The 21,413-nt window shown below is 40.1% G+C and carries 20 protein-coding genes; all 20 read left to right on the forward strand.

What is annotated here, in order from left to right:
- Positions 1-83: 83 nt before the first annotated feature.
- The 20 genes from DWA30_RS11440 to DWA30_RS11535 all read left to right on the forward strand — a co-directional run bounded on the left by DWA30_RS11440 (position 84) and on the right by DWA30_RS11535 (position 21,412).
- Positions 84-773, forward strand: coding sequence for a hypothetical protein (locus DWA30_RS11440; RefSeq protein ID WP_114492679.1), 690 nt, complete (start codon positions 84-86; stop codon positions 771-773).
- A 64-nt stretch (positions 774-837) separates the two neighbouring features.
- Positions 838-2,043: a glycosyltransferase family 4 protein gene (locus DWA30_RS11445; RefSeq protein ID WP_114492680.1), complete on the forward strand. Its 1,206-nt coding sequence runs from the start codon at positions 838-840 to the stop codon at positions 2,041-2,043.
- A 23-nt stretch (positions 2,044-2,066) separates the two neighbouring features.
- Positions 2,067-3,518 (forward strand): MBOAT family O-acyltransferase, encoded by a 1,452-nt coding sequence (locus DWA30_RS11450; RefSeq protein WP_114492681.1) that lies wholly within the window; start codon positions 2,067-2,069, stop codon positions 3,516-3,518.
- 64 nt (positions 3,519-3,582) lie between these two features.
- Positions 3,583-4,533, forward strand: coding sequence for a hypothetical protein (locus tag DWA30_RS11455; protein WP_136073192.1), 951 nt, complete (start codon positions 3,583-3,585; stop codon positions 4,531-4,533).
- Positions 4,521-5,417 (forward strand): glycosyltransferase family 2 protein, encoded by an 897-nt coding sequence (locus tag DWA30_RS11460; RefSeq protein WP_168421772.1) that lies wholly within the window; start codon positions 4,521-4,523, stop codon positions 5,415-5,417. The genes DWA30_RS11455 and DWA30_RS11460 overlap by 13 nt, the downstream gene beginning before the upstream one ends.
- A 14-nt stretch (positions 5,418-5,431) precedes the next feature.
- The gene (locus DWA30_RS11465) at positions 5,432-6,262 is read left to right on the forward strand and encodes a glycosyltransferase family 2 protein (protein ID WP_114492684.1); all 831 of its coding nucleotides are present in this window, start codon (positions 5,432-5,434) and stop codon (positions 6,260-6,262) included.
- A 1-nt stretch (position 6,263) separates the two neighbouring features.
- A complete protein-coding gene (locus tag DWA30_RS11470) occupies positions 6,264-7,190 on the forward strand; it encodes a glycosyltransferase family 2 protein (RefSeq protein WP_168421773.1) in 927 nt (308 codons plus the stop codon).
- Positions 7,138-8,148, forward strand: coding sequence for a glycosyltransferase family 2 protein (locus tag DWA30_RS11475; RefSeq protein WP_136073193.1), 1,011 nt, complete (start codon positions 7,138-7,140; stop codon positions 8,146-8,148). The genes DWA30_RS11470 and DWA30_RS11475 overlap by 53 nt, the downstream gene beginning before the upstream one ends.
- Entirely contained in the window at positions 8,132-9,394 is a 1,263-nt protein-coding gene (locus tag DWA30_RS11480; protein WP_114492687.1) for a glycosyltransferase family protein, read from the forward strand. Before DWA30_RS11475 ends, DWA30_RS11480 begins: the two co-directional genes overlap by 17 nt.
- 7 nt (positions 9,395-9,401) lie before the next feature.
- Complete coding sequence (locus tag DWA30_RS11485; protein ID WP_114492688.1) at positions 9,402-10,007, forward strand: methyltransferase domain-containing protein; 606 nt, start codon at positions 9,402-9,404, stop codon at positions 10,005-10,007.
- A complete protein-coding gene (locus DWA30_RS11490) occupies positions 10,004-11,101 on the forward strand; it encodes a glycosyltransferase family 2 protein (RefSeq protein WP_114492689.1) in 1,098 nt (365 codons plus the stop codon). The genes DWA30_RS11485 and DWA30_RS11490 overlap by 4 nt, the downstream gene beginning before the upstream one ends.
- Positions 11,098-12,099, forward strand: a complete 1,002-nt coding sequence (locus tag DWA30_RS11495; protein WP_114492690.1) for an N-acetylneuraminate synthase family protein — start codon at positions 11,098-11,100, stop codon at positions 12,097-12,099. The genes DWA30_RS11490 and DWA30_RS11495 overlap by 4 nt, the downstream gene beginning before the upstream one ends.
- A 2-nt stretch (positions 12,100-12,101) precedes the next feature.
- A complete protein-coding gene (neuC, locus tag DWA30_RS11500; RefSeq protein ID WP_114492691.1) occupies positions 12,102-13,262 on the forward strand; it encodes a UDP-N-acetylglucosamine 2-epimerase in 1,161 nt (386 codons plus the stop codon).
- The gene (locus DWA30_RS11505; RefSeq protein WP_114492692.1) at positions 13,262-13,957 is read left to right on the forward strand and encodes an acylneuraminate cytidylyltransferase family protein; all 696 of its coding nucleotides are present in this window, start codon (positions 13,262-13,264) and stop codon (positions 13,955-13,957) included. Before neuC ends, DWA30_RS11505 begins: the two co-directional genes overlap by 1 nt.
- Positions 13,957-15,348 (forward strand): glycosyltransferase family protein, encoded by a 1,392-nt coding sequence (locus tag DWA30_RS11510; RefSeq protein ID WP_114492693.1) that lies wholly within the window; start codon positions 13,957-13,959, stop codon positions 15,346-15,348. Before DWA30_RS11505 ends, DWA30_RS11510 begins: the two co-directional genes overlap by 1 nt.
- A gap of 64 nt (positions 15,349-15,412) precedes the next feature.
- Positions 15,413-16,336, forward strand: coding sequence for a DUF1574 family protein (locus DWA30_RS11515; protein WP_168421774.1), 924 nt, complete (start codon positions 15,413-15,415; stop codon positions 16,334-16,336).
- Positions 16,337-16,338: 2 nt separating this feature from the next.
- The gene (locus DWA30_RS11520; protein WP_114492695.1) at positions 16,339-17,766 is read left to right on the forward strand and encodes an MBOAT family O-acyltransferase; all 1,428 of its coding nucleotides are present in this window, start codon (positions 16,339-16,341) and stop codon (positions 17,764-17,766) included.
- Positions 17,766-18,656, forward strand: coding sequence for a hypothetical protein (locus DWA30_RS11525; protein ID WP_114492696.1), 891 nt, complete (start codon positions 17,766-17,768; stop codon positions 18,654-18,656). The genes DWA30_RS11520 and DWA30_RS11525 overlap by 1 nt, the downstream gene beginning before the upstream one ends.
- 81 nt (positions 18,657-18,737) lie before the next feature.
- Entirely contained in the window at positions 18,738-19,877 is a 1,140-nt protein-coding gene (locus DWA30_RS11530) for a glycosyltransferase family 4 protein (RefSeq protein ID WP_245933905.1), read from the forward strand.
- The gene (locus tag DWA30_RS11535) at positions 19,874-21,412 is read left to right on the forward strand and encodes a glycosyltransferase family 2 protein (RefSeq protein ID WP_114492698.1); all 1,539 of its coding nucleotides are present in this window, start codon (positions 19,874-19,876) and stop codon (positions 21,410-21,412) included. Before DWA30_RS11530 ends, DWA30_RS11535 begins: the two co-directional genes overlap by 4 nt.
- The last annotated feature ends 1 nt before the right edge of the window (position 21,413 follow it).

Below are 21,413 nucleotides of genomic sequence, written 5' to 3' on the forward strand. Positions count from 1 at the left end.
TAATTTACATTGAAAAAAAATTAATTTTAATCTAATCGTCTGATAATTAAAACAATGAAACAATAAGTTATAGGATATCCAGTATGAAAAATTCTATCAAAGCACTACTAAGTAAATTTCCTCTGCTGAAAAAGTTGAGACGAGCCTTTAAAAACAAAAGTAAAAAAACTGCTAATTTTTCCTCGAAAGATTACTGGGAAAGACGATATAAGTCTGGTGGTAACTCAGGTGCAGGTTCTTATAATAAATTTGCTAAATTTAAAGCAGAGGTTATTAATAACTTTGTTGAGTCAAATGATATAAAAACTATTATAGAATTTGGAAGTGGTGATGGTAATCAGCTTAAATATTTTAATTTTAATAATTACCTAGGTTTCGATGTTAGTGAAAATTCTATTAGACAATGTGATGAACTTTTTCAACATGATTCTACAAAACAATTTAAATTAACCAGACAATACTCAGGTGAGAAAGCTGAGTTAACTCTAAGTTTAGATGTGATTTATCATTTATTAGAGGATAAGGTTTTTAATGAGTATATGAAAAATTTATTCTCTGCTTCGAAAAAGTATGTAATAATTTATTCTTCAAATTTTAATGATCAAAACTATCGTTCTGGCTTTCATGTAAAACATCGAAAATTTCGGAATTGGATAAGCATGAATATGCCAGATTTTAAGCTTCTTAAAAAAATTCCTAATAAATATCCTTACAACGGTAATGATGAAAGTTCTTCATTTGCTGATTTTTATATTTTTCAGAGAGAAAGTTAAAGTATACTCATATTATAAATTGCTCCTGAATTCATTAAATATTTATTAATAGATAATCAATTAATTGAAAAACCACATCGTCTTTAAAGTTCCTTCCTTTCCTACTGTTTCTGAAACTTTTGTGGTGATGCATATCATAGGAGCCATACAACGAGGCTATGCAGTCACGATTCTTGCCGATGTTCAAAACAACCCAGCCAACACTTCTCAAAAAGAGCTAGTAGACGCGTATCAATTAGTAGATAAGGTAGTTACTCCATCACAACCCCCCAAAGGAACATCACGCACCCTAACGGCCCTTTTTTATGTATGCAATCCGTTGTTGCTATATTACTTTATAAAGTATTGCCGCTACCGAAAGAAACGTACTTGGACCTATCTGTTTCGCCTAAAACACTACCTGCCTTATCGGAAAGCTACCGCCTATCATGTGCATTTCGCCACCGCACTAGATCCGTTACCCGATCTAAAAGCGATCGGATTTCTAAAAGGGACCATCGTGGTCACTTTTCACGGGCACGATGAACAGCAATTGCCTCATGGAGCGCAATTAAAAAAGTTAGTTGCAACCTACCAAGATCGAGTAGGAGCGATTACCGTCAACTCAGCGTACTTACGCAGCAAGTTAGTGAACAAGGGTTTTAACCAAGAACAGATCAAGATCGTACCTATTGGGGTCGATGGTGCTTACTTTACCAATGAGCGTCCTAAGCCAAGCAAACCCCCTTTTAAACTGCTTAGTATTGGCAGGCTTATTCCATTAAAAGGCCATCATTTAGGGCTAGAGGTCGTTCGGCAATTAAAACAGCAAGGACGAGCGGTACACTATACGATTATTGGCAAAGGACCGAGAGAAGAGAATCTTAAAGAAAGAGTGACACAATTAGAAATCGAAGCGCAGGTCACATTTACAGGAGCATTGTCGCAAAAAGCAATAAAAAAGGAATTAGGGTCACACCATTGCTTATTAATGACCTCTACGGTAGACGACACAGGAAGACGTGAGACCTTTGGCGTGGTTTCACTAGAGGCGCAAGCCATGGGGTTGCCGGTTATTGGGTTTCGTTCGGGAGGCTTTCCGGAAACAGTGCTAGATACTAAGACCGGGATACTTGTACCCGATGGAGATGTAACTGCTATGGCAGAAGCCGTAAAAACACTAATGGACGCGCCGGAGAAACGAGAAGCTATGGGGCAAGCAGCGGTTACCCATATACAAACCAACTTCGATCTAACACACACATTAAAAGGCTATTTTGAATGTTATTAATCGCAACACAAGCTGCATAGACCATGTTATTTAACTCATTAGATTTTGCTGTTTTTCTTCCAATAGTGTTTGTGCTCTATTGGTTTGTGACCGCTCGCCACTTGAAATTACAAAACATCTTATTGTTGGTCGCAAGTTATGTGTTCTACGGTTGGTGGGATTGGCGATTCTTATCGTTGATCTTATTTAGTTCGTTGGTCGACTATTTTGTCGCCCTCGCCATGTCACGTAGCGATGACCCTAGAAGGCGAAAGGGATTGTTATGGATTAGTGTATTGGTAAATATCGGTTTCTTAGGCTTCTTTAAGTATTTTAACTTTTTTGTAGCTAGTTTTACCGATGCATTTACGCTCTTCGGAATGCCAATGCAAGGCTATTCATTGTCTATTATTCTGCCGGTAGGGATCAGTTTTTATACCTTTCAAACCCTTAGCTATACCATAGATGTCTACCGAAGAAAGTTGGAACCCACTAAAAATTTTATTGCCTTTTCGGCTTTCGTTAGTTTCTTCCCTCAACTGGTGGCCGGCCCCATTGAAAGAGCTAAGAACCTATTACCCCAATTTTATGTAAAACGAAAATTCGATTATGCCGAAGCCACCGAAGGGCTTAAACAGATCCTGTGGGGGCTATTTAAAAAAATGGTGATCGCCGATAACTGTGCTGTTTTCGTAAATGTGGTCTTCGAAGATTATGCCAGTCACAATGCTAGTACTTTGTTACTTGCAGCAGTGTTCTTCGCTTTTCAGATCTATGGTGACTTTTCTGGTTACAGCGATATCGCGATAGGAACTTCGCGTTTGTTTGGTTTCCGCTTAATGCAAAACTTTGCCTACCCTTACTTTTCGAGAGACATAGCCGAGTTTTGGCGCCGTTGGCATATCTCACTGTCTACTTGGTTTAGGGATTATGTGTACATACCCTTAGGTGGAAGCCGTGGCGCCACCTACAAACAATTGCGAAATGTATTTATCGTTTTTGTCGTAAGTGGTTTCTGGCATGGTGCCAACTGGACCTTTATCGTTTGGGGTGGTCTTAATGCATTGTATTTTGTTCCCTTATTGCTTCTGAAACGCAATCGGTCTAATTTAGACGTAGTGGCAGCGCATAGGTGGTATCCGTCGTTGCGAGAGCTTTGGGGCATGCTAACTACCTTCTGGATCACTGTATTGGCTTGGATCTTTTTTCGTTCGGAAACCGTTGGTGATGCATTCTTGTATATTGCATCCCTTTTTGATGCCTCATTGTTTCGACCAATAGACGTTAAGATAAATAGTAGTCTGGAACTATTGTTCTATTTAATTGGATTCTTACTCCTAGTAGAATGGTGGGGCAGAAGAAAGGAATTTGCGCTCTCTCAAATGGCACCTAAGTGGCCGCAACTCGTGCGATGGACCTTTTATGCGTTTATAGTATTCTGTATCCTAATGTATATGCAGACCGAAGAAACACCGTTTATATACTTTCAATTCTAAGATACGTTAAATGTTACCACAGAAATTTCTAAGTTTATACAATATTAATTAGTGAACTCATACCGTGAAGACCTTTTTAAAAAATCTTTTGATCTTTTGTTTGTTTGCCGGTCTAGCCTATTGTGTGACCTTGCTAATGGTAGGCCGATACGGCGCCACGAAGTTTAAAAAGAACTTGATCTATGAAAAAGGCGGCTATGGGCATACCTACTCACGACTTCAGGATGTAGATACCACACAAAATATAGATGTTCTACTACTAGGTTCATCGCATACCTACCGCGGATTCGACACGCGAATCTTCGCTTCTCATGGTATTCGAGCGTTTAACTTAGGAAGCAGCGCACAATCACCGGTGCAAACACGTATGTTGGTAAATACCTATATCGATCAATTAAATCCGAAGCTGGTGATCTATGACGTTTCTCCCTCTACGTTCATCAGTGACGGTGTGGAGGCCTCACTCGATCTTTTGGCCAATGCGCCAAGCATCAATACGGAGGCTGTGGTGATGGCCAGTCGGGTTAATTCGATTAAGACCTGGAACACCTTGGTTTTTTCAGCGATGAATTCCTGGTTGTTTTCAGATACCGAAATGGAAGAACCGGTTAAAAAAGGCGCTCATACCTATCATCCGGGTGGGGGTTATGTTGCTAAAAGTCTAACGTTCAATAGGTATGGAATGCCGGGAAAACGCTACTGGCAACTTAGGGATTCTCAAAAGGAATCGTTTGAGGCCATACTAACTTTATTACAACAAAAGGACATTCCTTTTGTATTGGTCCGAACGCCCATTACAAGCTACCGCTACGAGACCTTTAGAAACAATAAAGAAGTAAATGCTTATTTTGCTACTAAAGGTCCGTTCTACGACTTTAACAACAGCATGAAGTTAGACGATTCGCTTCATTTTTACGATGCGCATCATATGAATCAATTAGGTGTCGATCGCTTTACTAATACGATCATCGATTCGATACAAACTAATAATACAGCATGGTCATGGCAGGATTAGTGTCTGTAATCATACCGGTTTTTAATAGTGAAAACACCATTGGGGAAACCTTGGACAGCGTGTTGGCGCAAACCCATACCCATTGGGAGTGTTTGGTCATAGACGATGGTAGTACCGATGGAACCGCAAGAGTGGTACACGAATACGCGGCTAGTGATGATCGAATTCACTATTTACAACGACCGGCCACCGCACCAAAAGGAGCCAACGCTTGTAGGAACATTGGATTTGAGAAAAGCAAGGGCACTTATATTAATTGGTTGGATGGTGACGATCTAATGGAAGCCGATAAGTTAGCACATCAACTTAAACTACTTAAAGAAATAACCGATCTGGTATACTGTCCATGGGGAACGTTTACAAACGGACAATCTCCAAGCCGAATAAACAAGCTAAAATCGTATAGCACGTTCGAACATTTGAAAGCCTTCTTAGATGCCTTGGCCGATGCTCGTGGCTATTTTCCTATACATGCGTATCTAATGCATCGAGAATTGGTTTCACTAGCCGGACCATGGGATGAGTCGCTACTCATTAATCAGGATGGGGAATTTATGTCTAGAGTGTTTGTGGTGTCGCGTGCATTTCGATTTACGGCATCAACAGCGGTTTATTACCGTAAGGCTGAAACGACCACTAGTGCCTATACTTCCGAAGAAAAAGCAAGTGCTGCCATCGATACTTGGCGAACCATAACAGGTCGCTTACGACCCTTTAGCAAACGGTATTGTGAGGTCATGAAACTTCGTTTGTACAAAAATTTAAAGCGTAGTTATCCGCATTTGATACGAAAGAACCGTATCTTTTTCAGCGCTCAGTTGTTGCGTTACGAACTAAAAAAATCTAAGCTCTACCGGTTTTTTTCCAACTTAAAGAATAACTAAGCCGCGAAAAAAGTATGAAACCTATTATTTCTGTCATTATTCCATGTTACAACCAAGGCGCTTGGCTAGAGGAAGCCTTGCGATCGGTCGAGCAGCAAACCTACACCGCTTGGGAATGTATTATCGTAAATGACGGAAGTAGCGATACGACCGAAGCAACGGCACAGGAATGGACCGAAAAAGATAATCGCTTTACCTATTGTTCGCAACCAAATCAAGGCGTTTCAGCAGCCAGAAATCACGGTATTCGACAGGCAAAAGGAACTTACATTTTACCCTTGGATGCCGACGACACCATCGGTTCGAACTACATAGAAGCAGCTATAAAGGCCTTCGAGCAGAATCCCGATCTAAGCTTGGTGTATTGTAAAGCAATTAAATTTGGCGCACAATCTGGTGATTGGGAACTCCCCGAATTTTCGCTTAAGCGCTTGGCGAGATCCAACATCATCTTTAATGCCGGGATCTTTAAGAGGACAGATTGGGAGCGCATTGGCGGTTACGATGAACGTATGAAAGAAGGCTTAGAAGATTGGGAGTTTTGGATCCATTTGCTTAAGGACGGTGGTGCTGTATTGAGACTTCCCAGTGTACAATTCTATTACCGCACCCATGCCACTTCACGAAATACGACCATTGATCCTTCAGAATACAAAAAACTTCATGCCTATATCACTAAAAAACATATCGAATTTTTTATCGATACCGTCGGAAGCTATCCGGAGCTACTTAGACGTATGCATAAATTGACACGCGAAAATGAAGTGTTGAGAACGAATATGTGGTTTAGTATTAAGGCAATGCTAAAGAAGTTGATCCCATTTAATCGAAAATCCAATGCCTAACATGGATCGCATTTATACTATCATCGTTACCTACAATGCCATGCAATGGATCGCGCGCAGTTTGCGTTCGTGCGAGCAGCCGGAACGTGTGATCGTGGTAGACAATAACTCTTCCGATACGACCACGTCTTTTATAAAAGAAACCTTTCCGCAAGTGATCCTATTACCACAACAAGAGAATTTAGGATTTGGAGCAGCAAATAATATTGGTATTGCTTATGCGTTAGCGCAGGGAGCTTCTCATGTGTTCTTAATGAATCAAGATGTCTATATAGAACCCCATACGATCTCTAATTTACTTGCCGTGCAAGAACAACGCCCGTCGTTTGGAGTGGTGAGTCCGATCCACCTAAACGGTAGTGGGGAGGCTTTAGATGCCATGTTCGGGTCGTATGCCATGGCAAATTCGGCCTTGTTTGTTGCCGCTCTTCGGAAGGCTTCCGAAGTAAAAAAAATATACAAGGTTCCTTTTGTAAATGCTGCTGCTTGGCTAGTTAGCAAAGCGTGTTTGGAAACGGTGGGTGGATTCGATCCGTACTTTTTTCATTATGGAGAAGATGAAAATTATTGCCAGCGATTGAAGTATCACGGATTTGAAATAGGGATCAGTCCCACTGCCTTTGTACAACACGACCGGCCACAACAAATAAAACGTAAGAAAAAATTGTTCTCCGACCGTTATTTTCACGCTTACAAAAAACTTATGGGGTTAAAATACGCCAATGTGAATAATCCGTTAGCGCCTAATTTCTTGGCTTCAGAAAAAAGAAAAATAAAACAACGAATCCTAAAAGAACGACTAAAATTAAATGCTGTTGGCGTAAAAGGGTATCAAAAACAATTACAGCTCTTAATGGACATAGAAAAAGGTATTGTTGACAGTTGGAATACCAATCGAGAACAAGGTCCACATTATCTTAACACTTAACATGGTAAGTATCATCATACCCACATACAATAGGGCGCACCTTATACTCGATACGCTTAGAAGTGTTGCTGCGCAAACCGACACCAATTGGGAGTGTATTGTTGTAGATGATGGTAGTAGCGATAACACCCTGGAATTGTTGGAATCGTTTGTAAGAACGCATCCGCAGTTTACAGTTTTTTCGAGACCGGCCAATAGAAGAAAAGGTGCCAATGCATGTAGGAACTTTGGTTTTGAACAGGCCAAGGGGACGTATATAAATTGGTTAGACAGTGATGACCTGCTTTCGAAAGATCATTTACAATTACATGTGGAAGCACACCGTCAACACTCGAATGCACTTGCAACCGTTGCCAACGCGAATACCTTCGAGTCGGTTCAAGGAGATCGTGATACTCCTTGGTCTACCATAGTGCCACAATCCGATCTCATTTCCGAAATGATACAAGGAAGGGTGAGTTGGCAAACAGCTGCCGTAGTTTGGAATCGAGAGGCACTACCCGACAATCCGTTCCACGAAGAATTATGGAGCTCGCAGGAATGGACATTTCATTTAGAACAGCAGATAAAGGGAGTACCTTATGCTCTACTTGAGGCAACTACTGTTTTTGTTCGTAGACACGACGATCGCATTGGGACGAACACTTCTGCGAAGAAGTACGCTGCTATGTTCAGGTCTAGATACATTGTTTTTAAAGAATTAAGTTCTCAACTTATGCTGGAAGATGTCCGTGAGCGATTTTTATTAAAACGAATGTTCCAAGCGATAAAAAACACTATTCGTTTTAAATATTACAAGACCTTAATCATGCAAATTAAATTATTAGTAGCTTTAACCTCAATTACAAATTATAAATGGGCTGTGCTTCGAATGCTATTTTGGGCAATTCCAGTTTATCTTATTAGTGGAAAAGGCGAGCGGCTATTTAAATTAACTACAATTGAAAAAAAGTCTTAAAATTCTAGTTGTTGTTGAATCCATAGATATTAATGATAGTAGCGGAATAAAGGGTAGGGTAGCATTAATAAGGAACATGGCGCAAGTAGGGTATACCTTAAGAGTTTATCATTATACCCGTCGTAACATATCATTATCGGGAATTGATTGTATAGCAATTCCTGAACAAAAATGGACGCTTAACTATATTTTTGGTAAATTTCAACTACTGTTGAGACGCCTTACGGGCTATAATTTAAATCCGTGGGTAGAACGTAAAAGAGGGTTTTCCTTTGCTTTTTTTAATGATAGCTATAGTATTAAGAAAGCGCTTGAAAAGGAAAAAGATTTCGAACCAGACTGGGTTCTCACCCTTAGCAAAGCAGCTAGTTTTAGAACACATAAAGCCGTTTTAGCAATTCCTAAATGGCATCAAAAATGGTTGGCCTATGTTCACGACCCATATCCCATGCATTTTTTTCCGAGGCCGTACACTTGGGTGCAGTTTGGGTATTTGGATAAACAGGAATTTTTTCGGGACATATCGAAAAAGATGGCTTATGGAATTTTCCCTAGCAAACTATTAATGGAGTGGATGGGAAGTTATTATCCGGATTTTTTAGAACGAGGTATAGTGGTACCGCATCAGATGTTGAATTCTTCCAACGAAAATAAATCCGATATACCTAAATCCTCCTTTTTTAAACCAGCGTATTTTTCAATTCTTCATGCCGGAAGTCTAATGAAACCTAGAAATCCCAAAGGATTGGTCGAAGGGTTTCAACAGTTCTTGAGAAATTTCCCGGAGGCAGCTGGACATTCGCAATTATTATTAATAGGCAAACAATCTTATTTTGAGGATTACCTGTTGAAGAAAAAAAATGAAATTTCGCAGCTGTATGTGAGTGAAGGCTATGTCCCTTATGAAGAGGTGCGTACGATCCAAAATTGTGTTTCGGTAAATGTTATTTTAGAGGCAAAATCAGAGATAAGTCCGTTCCTTCCCGGAAAATTTCCCCATTGTGTAGCGGCCAATAAACCTATTATTCATTTAGGGCCGAAAGTGAGTGAAACGCGTCGTATCTTAGGAGAGAATTATCCCTATTGGGCTGAAATAGAAGATACTGAAGAGATAGCGAAAATAATTTCACTCTTATATCAAAGATGGTGCGAGAACAACAACTTGAAGCTCAATAGACCAGATGTAGCACGGTATTTATCTGCAGATACTTTAAAAGAAATTTTAAATACATATCTTAATCCATAAAGGAGCATTGAACCTAATCTATAAAATATATCGAAAGATACAGCAACACCTAAAGAAGTGGCAGAAAAGTCTCTACACCGAACGACTTTGGAAAGAAAAAAAATCTGATGTAACTCGATGGAAACAAAAAAGTTCACTTTTCTCCAATTGGGACGATCGCACGCAAATGTTAGCCGCTAAAATAACTGAAAATAGTACCGTTTTAGAGTTTGGTGCTGGTCGGTTGGTGCTTAAAGAAATGCTTCCAAAAGGTTGTACTTATATCCCTTCCGATATAGTTGCTCGAAGTGAAGATACCTTGGTAATCGATCTTAATCAAGAAGCGTTGCCAAGACTCCCGATTACCGACTATGTTGTATTTAGTGGTGTTTTAGAATATGTTTTTGATGTCCAAAAAGTTTTGGCCCACTGTGCCTCAACTACACGACAACTGTTATTTTCGTATGCCACTATCGAATCTTATGGGCACATAAAAGATAGGCGCTATAATGGCTGGGTAAGTGATCTTTCTGAAATAACGCTTATTCGAGTATGTAAAGAATTAGGGTTCAGTGTTGAAAAATTTGAAACATGGAAAGGACAATCATTATATCAATGTAAGAAAATCGAATGATGGTGCTACTATATCCATATCGAGATCGAGATCTAACCCGAGTGAAACGGTCGTTAGATTCCCTTCGGAAACAGTCGGATACCAATTTTCACGTAGTATTTGTGGATTATGGTTCGCGTTCTTCTATGGCTTCGGAAGCTAAAGAATTGATAGCTTCGTATGAATTTGCGGAGTATCGTTATTATCACACGCAGTACCAACCTTGGAACAAGAGCAGGGCCCTAAACAGTGTGATTAAAGAAATGAATGAGGGGTGTTTTTTTGTAGCCGATGTCGATATGATCTTTCATTCAGAATTTATCGCAACAGCTATTTCGCTACAACAAAGTAACAGAGCGGTATATTTTCAAGTAGGATTTCTAGACGAAGCTGAAACCAAGCTCGATACATCTTTTGAAGACTATCAAATAAAATTCACAAGTTCGGAAGGTGCTACCGGACTTACGATGTTTCCGGTTGCAGCAGTTCACGCCATTCGAGGTTTCGATGAGTTCTATCATTTTTGGGGCGCAGAAGATACCGATATTCACATCCGACTTAAAAATAATGGAACCGAAGTATTGTTTTACGACAAACAACTTCTGTTGCTGCATCAATGGCACCCCAGCTATAGGAGCAAAGAATCCAATAAGCTTACCCAAGCCCTTCGATTGCGGAATATCGTTTCGCTAAATCACGAACATGTAAAGCGAGCTGAACAAGATAAGGTAACCATTGTTAATCCAGAAGGTTGGGGAGCTCCCTTAACAGCGAATGAATTTGATGCGCTTCAAAATGATGTCGCAATAACAGTTGAATACAGTAACAAGAATACCGTAATTGACCATTTGTTGTTTTGCGAACTACCAAACCTTTCCGAAGAAATTCACACTATAATCATCATAGAAGACAAAACAGAAAAATCGTTAAAACATCAAGCAAAAAAGCGACTGGGAAAGCGAGTTCCTGAATTCTATACGATGAAAACCGTTAACGACATGCTGTTATTACATATCATCTCGTTTTATAGGAACTATGCGTATATTTACCGTGTGCTGGACGACGGTTCCCGATTGCAACTAACGATTAAAAGGCCAACCAAAAAGACTTCATGAGCGTATTTACCATAGCTGAAATAGGACAGGCCCACGACGGTAGCTTAGGAATGTTACACGCATATATCGATGCCGTAGCCAAAACTGGCGTGGATGCCATAAAATTCCAAACTCATATGGCCGATGCCGAAAGTAGCATACATGAGCCGTTTCGAGTGCAATTTTCAAAACAAGATAAGACGCGTTTCGACTATTGGAAACGTATGGAATTTTCTCAAGAGCAGTGGATCGGTATTGGAGAACACTGTAAAGAGGTAGGGCTAACCTTTATAAGCAGCCCGTTTAGCAATGCAGCCGTGGACGTACTGGAACAAGCAGGCGTAGCGATCTATAAGGTTGGAAGCGGTGAGGTCACCAATTTTTTGTTGTTACGAAAAATAGTGGATACCGCTAAGCCTATTATACTCTCAAGCGGTATGAGCTCGTTCGACGAATTGGACAAGACCGTCGCTTTTTTAGAACGGCATAAAGCTAAATTTTCCATTTTACAATGCACGACCAGTTATCCTACCCAACCTAAGGACTACGGACTTAATGTGATTGCAGCCTTAAAGGATAGGTATAATGTTCCGGTTGGATTTTCAGATCATTCGGCAAAAATTGCAACAGGGATCGCGGCTGTAGCCTTAGGTGCTAAGATGTTGGAATTTCATGTGGTCTTTGACAAAAAGCAATTTGGCCCCGATGTTTCTTCCTCGTTGACCATAGAAGAAGCTTCGGCACTCGTAAAAGGCGTAAAGGCCATTGAGGAAGCAATGGCAAATCCGGTAGATAAATCAGACAATTCGAACTTTTCCGAAGTAAAACAAATTTTTGAAAAATCGTTGGCAGTAAATAAAGACCTTACTAAAGGTCACGTTTTACAATTTCATGATCTGGAGGCAAAAAAACCCAAAGGGTATGGTATTGATGCTTCTAACTATGAACTTGTGATTGGAAAAAAACTAAAAAAAGACCTCAAACAGTGGGACTTTTTAACTGAAGACACAATACACTAACTATGAGCGACATTCGAAAAATTTGCGCTGTTATTACTGCACGCCCTTCGTATAGCAGAGTAAAAACTGCCTTACAAGCCATACAAGCACATCCAAAATTAGAACTTCAGTTGGTGGTTGCCGGATCGGCTTTGCTGGATCGGTACGGTACCGCTGTCAATTTTATCGAGCGCGACGGATTCACGATTAACGAGAAGGTGTTTATGGTCTTGGAAGGAGAAAATAAGACCGCCATGGCCAAGACAACAGGGCTCGGAGTTATGGAGTTGGCCAATGTGTTCTACAACCTACAACCCGATGCAGTCATGACCATAGCCGACCGCTTCGAAACCATTGCTACTTCTATAGCAGCTGCCTATCAAAATATTCCGTTGATTCATTTACAGGGAGGAGAAGTAACCGGAAATATTGACGAAAAAGTGCGTCATGCCAATACAAAACTGGCAGATATCCACTTTGTAACTTCGGAAGATGCTAAGGTGCGGGTTGAAAAGATGGGGGAAGACGCCAATTATGTATTTAACACAGGCTGTCCCTCTATTGATCTCGCTGCGGCAGTGCTAAAATCCCCTAAATTAGATTTCGATCCGGTTGAAAAATATGGCGGGGTGGGTGAGACCTTTGCTACCGAAAATGGGTATTTGGTGGTAATGCAGCATCCTGTAACCACCGAATATCATCAAGCAAAGGAGGCCGTTCAAAAAACACTGCGGGTAATTGACGAATTACAAATGCCCACGTATTGGTTCTGGCCCAATGTGGATGCTGGTGCCGATGGCACGTCTAACGGGATTCGATCGTATCGCGAAAAACACCACCCAAAGTATATTCACTTTTTTAAGAATATGGAACCTTTTGATTTTCTGAAACTGCTTGTGAATAGTAAATGCCTTGTTGGAAATAGTAGTGTAGGCATACGAGAATGCTCGTTCTTAGGGGTGCCGGTGGTCAATATTGGAACACGACAAAACCGTAGATTACGCGGTAAGAATGTGATCGATGTAGCCTATGACGAAGCTGAAATAAAGAAAGCCATCCAATTACAATTAAATCAACCCAAGAACCAACGAAGTGAGATATATGGCGTAGGTAATAGTGGAGCACGAATAGCCGAAATATTGGCTACCATCGATCTGCGTTACCACAAAACAATTAGTTACTAATGAAAATTCTAGCGCTCATACCTGCACGTGGCGGTAGCAAAGGAATCCCCGATAAGAATAAAAAAGTACTAGGGGGGAAACCACTTTTGGCATATACCATCGAAGCGGCTTTAGCGGCGACCACCTTAGACCGAATTGTTTTTTCTTCGGAAGATGCATCACTTCGGAAACTAGCCACTCACTACGGTGCGGAAGTTCCCTTCGAACGACCACCTCATTTAGCAGCAGACGATTCGGGTACATTGGAAGTGATTCAGCATGCGTTACGAACATTAGCCGAACAAGGCAACACCTACGATGCTGTTTGCTTGCTTCAGGTTACCAACCCATTTCGTACGGCCCACTTCATCGATAAAGCGGTTTCTGCTTTTAAACAAGAAAAAACCGATTCATTACTATCTGTTTTAAAGGTGCCACATGAATACAATCCGCATTGGGTGTTCGAACGTAAGCAAGACGATACGCTTCAGCTTGCCACCGGTGAGAAGGAAATTATAAAGCGTAGGCAAGACTTGCCACAAGCTTACATTCGTGACGGGGCCATTTATATTGCACGCACCGAGGTAATTCTAAATACAGCTTCACTTTACGGAAACACCATTGGATATATTGAATCGGACCCCGATCGACATGTAAATATCGATACCATGGAAGACTGGAAGAAAGCCGAAGAACTTGCAACACGATTGTTTTAATGGGACAGACAAAAAAAAAGATCATGATCTTGTTGCCGGATGGCGTAGGGCTTCGAAATTTTGCCTATACCTCCTTCGCAGCAATTGGGGAGCAGATGGGCTGGAAAATGATCTATTGGAACAAAACGCCCTTCGATCTGTCATCCTTAGGCCTGCATGAGATCCCGTTACAAGGAAAGGTTTCAACAAAAACCAATATATATAAAAGAGCTCGAAAAGAAATTGAACTAGCCAATTTTGAAGCTAAATTCAATGATCCTATTTATCGGAATTATAGTTTTCCTCCGGCAGCTAAGACGTTAAAGCAAAAAATTAAGAATAGGTGGGTCGCTAATTTAATTCGGAAATATAAGGGGGCGGGAATTTCAAAATTGCGTGCAAAGATCAAGGCTTCCGAAAAAAACACGGCCTACTATAAAAGTTGTTTAACGACATTGGATAACGAGCGACCCGATTTTTTGTTCTGTACGAATCAGCGATCGGTTCAGGCGATCACGCCAATTTTGGCAGCGCAAGAACTAAACATTCCAACGGCAACCTTTATATTTTCTTGGGATAATATTCCGAAGGCCACCTTAGTATTAGAAACAGACTATTATTTCGTGTGGAGTGAGCATATGAAAAAGGAGCTTTTAACTTATTATGAGTATATAGAAGAATCACAAATTGTGATTACAGGAACACCCCAATTTGAAGCACATTTCGATAGCTCCAAAATAATGGATAGATCCTCTTTTTTATCCAAACACAATTTACCCGAAGCAACCGATTTTATTTGCTTTTCTGGCGATGACATAACTACCTCGCCACATGATCCTTACTATCTGGATGCAGTGGCCACTGCGGTGGCAGAATTAAATAGCAAAGGCTATAATTTGGCGATCCTTTTTAGAAGGTGCCCGGTAGACATTAGTACTAGATATGACGAGGTACTCGCAAAACACGAGAACTTGATTTTTTCATTACCGCCCTTGTGGGAAAAGCAAGGTGGTCAATGGGATACATTATTGCCTTTAAAGGAAGACACAGATCGATTGGTAAATACGATACATCACACTAGATTGGTGGTTAATCTGGGTTCTTCCATGGCTTTCGATTTTGCGTGCCACAACAAACCGTGTATGTACATAGCCTTTAATCCGAGTTCTGAAACGCTAAAAAAAGATGTAAATACCGTGTACAAGTATGTTCATTTTAGATCGATGCCTTCTTCGGAAGCAGTCTGTTGGCTAAGGTCGAAAGAGACGATAGCCGCACAGATTGAAGTCCTATTAAAAAATGACAAACGACATGTTTCCGAAGCATTAGAATGGTTTGAAAAGATCAATGAGTCTCCGCCACAAAAAGCTTCACAACGAATTTGTAGTGCGATCCAAAATATGATAGCTTAGATGTCAAAACTAACGTAACTTATAAATGCCTAAATTTTTCCTATACCTTTTAAAACTTGGCTGTTTGTCATTAGTTGTTGCCCTAGTGCTTCAATTAATGGCCGACACCGGACTTAGGAAGATGGAAAATACGGCGATGGACGATTGGGTTAAAATTTTAGATGGTTCTATTAACAGCGACCTAATAATTTTAGGTTCTTCACGCAGTTATACCGGTTACGATCCAACAGTATTTGAAAAGAACACGGGTCTTTCTTCCTATAATTTAAGTTTGAATGCGGCGCCCTTCAGTTTGCAACAAATCAAACTTGAAAGGTATCTCGCTAATAATAAGGCGCCGAAGGTCATTGTTCAAAATGTAGATTTAACCCATTTTCAGAAATCAAAACACATATTGGATCCAGTTCAGTTCCTGCCTTTTTTGGGAAACAAGGCATTATCGAACGATCTCTCAGCCTTCGACCGTGAGTTTAGATTACGGAAATGGGTACCACTTTACAAATACAATACCTTCAAGACAGAATTCCGTTTAGGGTTACAATCATTTTTTGGAGACGATATAAGCATTTTAAAATCGAAAAAAGGCTATGCGCCAAAAGATAGAATTTTCAAGGCAGACCTTCATAATTTGAAACGAATACAAAATCATGTACGAGATTCTACCGGATTTATGCGCAATGATGAATATGTTGAAGAAACATTCCGAAGGATCAAAAATAGGGAAGATAAGGACCAAGCGATCTTTATGGTTTGGGCTCCGGAAATTGAAGTGAGAAGGGAATTGGCGACACAGGTAAGTAATCCGTTAAAGGAAAAATTAAGTCGGTTTGCGGAACAGGAAAAGAATGTGTTTTTCTTAGATTATTCAGCCGATCCAATTGCTAATGACACAATAAACTTCTACGATACATTTCATCTCAATAGAAAAGGCGCTACCTTGTTTTCAGAAAAAGTATCAATGAAAATTAATGAACTGCTAACTAATTAAATATGTTATTTAACTCAAAGGAGTTTTTACTTTTTCTCCCGATCGTTTTCTTGATCTATTGGTTCGTAGTAAATCGTAACCTAAAATTACAGAATGCTTTTGTACTATTAGCGAGTTATGTGTTTTATGGGTGGTGGGATTACCGTTTTTTAGCCTTGATCGCCGCTAGCACTTTGATCGATTTTTGGGTGGGTCGACAACTAGGTAAAGAACCTGATAAAAAACAACAAAAAGCACTGTTGACCATAAGTATCGTGTTTAATCTTGGGATCTTAGGTTTTTTCAAATACTTTAATTTTTTTATCGAAAGTTGGGTGGAAGCTTGGGACAGTTTGGGGGTATCCATGGAAACAAGTAGTTTGAATATTATATTACCGGTAGGGATCTCATTTTATACATTTCAAACACTGAGTTATACCATAGATGTCTATCGAAAAAAATTAACTCCTTCTAACGATCTTATCAACTTTGCGTCGTATGTGGCATTCTTTCCTCAGTTAGTAGCAGGACCAATAGAGCGAGCAACTCGTTTATTGCCGCAATTCTCCAAAAAACGCAGTTTTTCTTACGATCAAGCTGTTTCTGGAGTATCGTTAATCATATGGGGACTATTCAAGAAGGTGGTGATAGCCGATAATTGTGCTTATTTCGTAAATTTAATATTTGAATCCCCCGGTAGTTATAGCGCCTCAGAATTATTCTTAGGAGCCGTGCTCTTTGCGTTCCAGATATATGGAGATTTTTCAGGATATAGTGATATCGCTATTGGAGTGGCCCGGCTCTTTGGGTTCGATCTAATGACGAATTTTAAATTTCCTTATTTTTCTAAGAACATAGGTGATTTTTGGAGACGTTGGCATATTTCATTATCAACCTGGTTTCGCGATTATTTGTACATACCCTTAGGCGGCTCTCGCGGTAGCAAGGCCAATCAAGTAAGGAACATTTTTATTATTTTCTTGGTAAGTGGGTTTTGGCATGGTGCCAACTGGACCTTTATTGCTTGGGGAGGTATTCACGCCTTACTGTTTTTGCCATTACTTCTCGGGAACGTAAACAGAAAGCATCTTCATGAAACCCATTTTAAATGGCAGGATATTCTAAAGATTTTGGTCACTTTTGTTTTGGTAACCATCGCTTGGATCTATTTTAGAGCCGACAGTATTGCTGCGGCCAATGATTATGTTCTAAGATTGTTTGCAACCGATTGGAACATCTTTTCTGTTTTTACTAAAAGTCCGAAACACACTTTGTTCACATCTATCTGCATATTTTCGATCGTACTAATGTTGATCCAAGAGTTTATTGCATACCGAAAAGGCTATAAAGAAGTAAGATTGAACATTGTAACTACCGTTTTTTACATTATTGTCATCATACTACTAGGAGCGTATAAGAATCCTTCAGAATTTATTTACTTTCAGTTCTAATGGCTCGATTTTTCACATATTGTCTTTACACGTTGGGAGTTGCTTTTATACTTCTAAATGTCATAGCACTTGGAAGTCTTGCCTCACTTCGGAACAGTTCTTTTTATAAGCCTAGTTTTTTGTCGAATAGTGTAAAAGAATCCACTTTTGATTACGTGATCATAGGTTCTAGTACGGGGCTAACCACACTTAACACAGTGCTTATAGATTCTATTACAAAGCAAGAGGGTATAAATCTTAGCATGGACGATACTTCTATGAACTCACATTACTTAATGCTACAACATTTCCTGGCCGAAAACAAAAGTGCAAAACGGTGCATCCTAAGCTTTAATTATGGTGATATGGAGAATGCGCAACCAAGTCTAAGTGGGAATGATTATAGATTCTTGCCATTTGTTCGTCGACCTTATGTTCATGAATATTATGTTACCTTAGAAGGAACCGGTTTAGGACTGTTGTCGACCTCAAAATACCTGCCATTTCTTGGGGTGGGTTATTACAATGCTGAACTATTCTTTCCTTCCATCGTAACCTTGAATTCGCCGAAAAAACGCAATCGTTTTGACGCCAAGGGGAATTATGTATATCCGGATTCTCGTTTTCCTTCGGAATCGAAAAAAAGGACCATACGTGCCGAAATGAACAACCCATACTTAAAAATGATCAAGGCAATCTGTGATGAAAATGATATTGAACTTCTATTATATCATCCCCCTATGTACCAAATGCAGGTAAGTTATAAAGACACTACGTATAATCTTGTGAATCATTCTGATTTGCTTGCTCATCGATCCTTGTTTTATGATGATGCTCACGTAAATAAAAGTGGACGACTTCATGCTTCCGTGGCTTTAGCAAATGTGTTGAACACTAAAACGAATAGATAATATGCTCCTAGTTATACCCTTTAGCCTGCTATGAATTATGGGATATAGAAATAGATATTGAAATAAATTAGGTTATATTTAATGATGCACCTCGCTTTTCTTACTTCGGAATATCCGCACCCGCGAGTTTCTCGTGCGGCAGGAATTGGTACAAGTATTAAAAATCTGGCAACTGCTTTGGTGGCAAAGAATATGCGGGTGAGTCTGTTTATCTATGCACAACAGGAAAATGCTGTCTTCGAAGAAAACGGAATTACCTTTCACCTTATTCAGAAAAAAAAATATCCGGTGCTGGGCTGGTTCCTTTATCGCAAACACCTACAAAACTATATAAATAAAACCCATGCAAACGATCCCATCGATGCAATAGAAGCACCCGATTGGACAGGGATCACAGCCTTTATGAAATTAAAGATGCCGTTGGTGATCCGCTTACATGGTACCGATGCTTATTTTTGTGATCTAGAAGGGCGCACCCAAAAGAAGAAGAACTTTATGTTCGAAAAAAGAGCACTTGTTTCGGCAGATCATATTCTCTCAGTAAGTGATTTTACAGCACAACATACTAAAGACATCTTTACGCTCAAAAAACAAATCACCACTATTTATAACGGAATTGACGTGGATCAATTTCAACCTTTATCAGTTCCGGAGCGGCCCAAATCATTTGTCTATTTTGGTACGATAATTCGTAAAAAAGGGGTGTTCGAATTAGTGCAAGCATTCGAGAAAGTACTAAGCGAAGAACCGCAAGCCACTTTAACTTTAATTGGAAGAGACAGCTTAGATATACGCACCGGAGCCCATACTGTGTCCTTGTTGAATAAAAGCATCCATACTGCAACTCAGGCGGCGATCACGCATAAATCTCATATGCCATATGAAGAAGTCAAAAAAGAGATCGCTGCAGCAACTGTGGTGGTGTTACCGAGTCATGCCGAGGCGTTTCCTATGTCTTGGTTAGAGGCGATGGCGATGGAAAAAGCGCTGGTCACTTCAAACATTGGGTGGGCTAATGAGTTAATGCAAGATGCCAAGACCGGCCGTATGGTCGACCCTACTAATATCGAAGCCTTAGCGGGAGCCATGATGGAGTTACTAGATTCCAAAGAGCTTCGGAAGCGCTATGGAAAAAATGCACGACAACGAATAATAACTTCTTTTGCTTCGGAAAGCATTGTACAGCAGAACATAGCTTTTTATAAATCGATAGTCGAATGATCATCATCCTACATCATAACGGAGCGTTTCGAGAAGCTGTATGTTCAAATGAAGGTGTGTTAAAAGTATCTGCTTCAGGTTCGATGTGCGAAGTGCTTTTTGAAGTAGCTGCTAGTTTTCCTGAAGCACTTATAGTATGGTGTGAAGAGCAATGGCGAGATTCTTTTAATGAGAATGAAGTCGCCTCTATTTTTCATCATCAACGGATCATGGCTTCCTATTCGGTTTCAGGAGTTCCGTTTTTTCCGAAGCAGTTAGGATACGTAGAAAATTCCCCATTTGTAAAGGTGGTTCAAGATATTACTTATCCAACTTGGCAAATGAGTATTGATGTAGGGGGTATATACGCGTCTGTTTTAAATGCAGTTGCTTCGGAAGGATTATCGAATGCTAATTTTTCTTTTTTTCTGAATGTTTTGGCCAAGCAGCTCATGCCACACGGACTGTTGTGCTATTCGGAACCAAAATTAGTAAAAGGTAAGCCTTCGGTTTATTCTGAAGCTTCTTTAAAGGCTTCAGAGCAGCAACTGTTCAATTTTATTAAGGCGAATTATAGAACAAGATGGCTCTGGCTTGCTTTGTTATGTGTTGTTATTTACGAGAAAAGAGTTCCTATCTTTTCATTTTTACGCGCTCTTAGCTTCCGAAGAAAAAAGGTTTCCGAAGGGATTTTAACACATATTCCATTAGAATCTACCATTAAGAGTTCGAGAGACAATAGTATCGATGTTATTATCCCAACCATGGGGCGTAAGGCTTATTTACACGATGTGCTAAAAGACCTTTCGCAACAAACCTTGTTGCCTAGTCGTGTGATCGTTGTAGAACAAGATCCCGACCCAAATACAAGTTCTTCGCTCGATTATATTGCTTCCGAAAATTGGCCCTTCGAGATCATATTAGAATTTACACATAGAACGGGCGCATGCAGGGCACGCAATCTGGCATTAACACATATACGCTCAGATTGGGTATTTATGGCAGATGATGACATCCGATTTCCGCCTTCGTTACTCAAATCGGCCATGCAATTTCTTCAAACTACAAACGCGAGTGCGTTTACCATGAGTTGCTTAATGGAAGGCGAACAAGAATCGGTTGCCAATGTCGTACAATGGATGACTTTTGGTTCGGGTTGTTCTATTGTCGCTTCGGAAATAGCCAAAGAAACACAATACAATCTTGCTCTGGAATTTGGGTATGGGGAAGATAAGGATTACGGAATGCAATTGCGAAACAAAGGCTGCGATGTACTTTATACACCTTTTATTCAACTGAAACATTTAAAAGCTCCCATGGGAGGTTTTCGCCAACCCGTTACTAAGCCTTGGGGGAAGGAGAAATTGGCTCCTAAGCCGGCACCTACGGTAATGCGATTTCAATTAGACCATCGAACTGCACAACAAACCAAAGGCTATAAACTGCAACTGTTTATAAAATATTACAGAAATCAGTCCGTTAAAAATCCATTTACGTATATTAAAAAAATGAAAAAAGCCTGGAATTCCAGTGTCTCTTGGGCGAAGCAACTATAAT

The organism is Candidatus Ulvibacter alkanivorans, from assembly GCF_003333325.1.
Classification (GTDB): domain Bacteria; phylum Bacteroidota; class Bacteroidia; order Flavobacteriales; family Flavobacteriaceae; genus Ulvibacter_A; species Ulvibacter_A alkanivorans.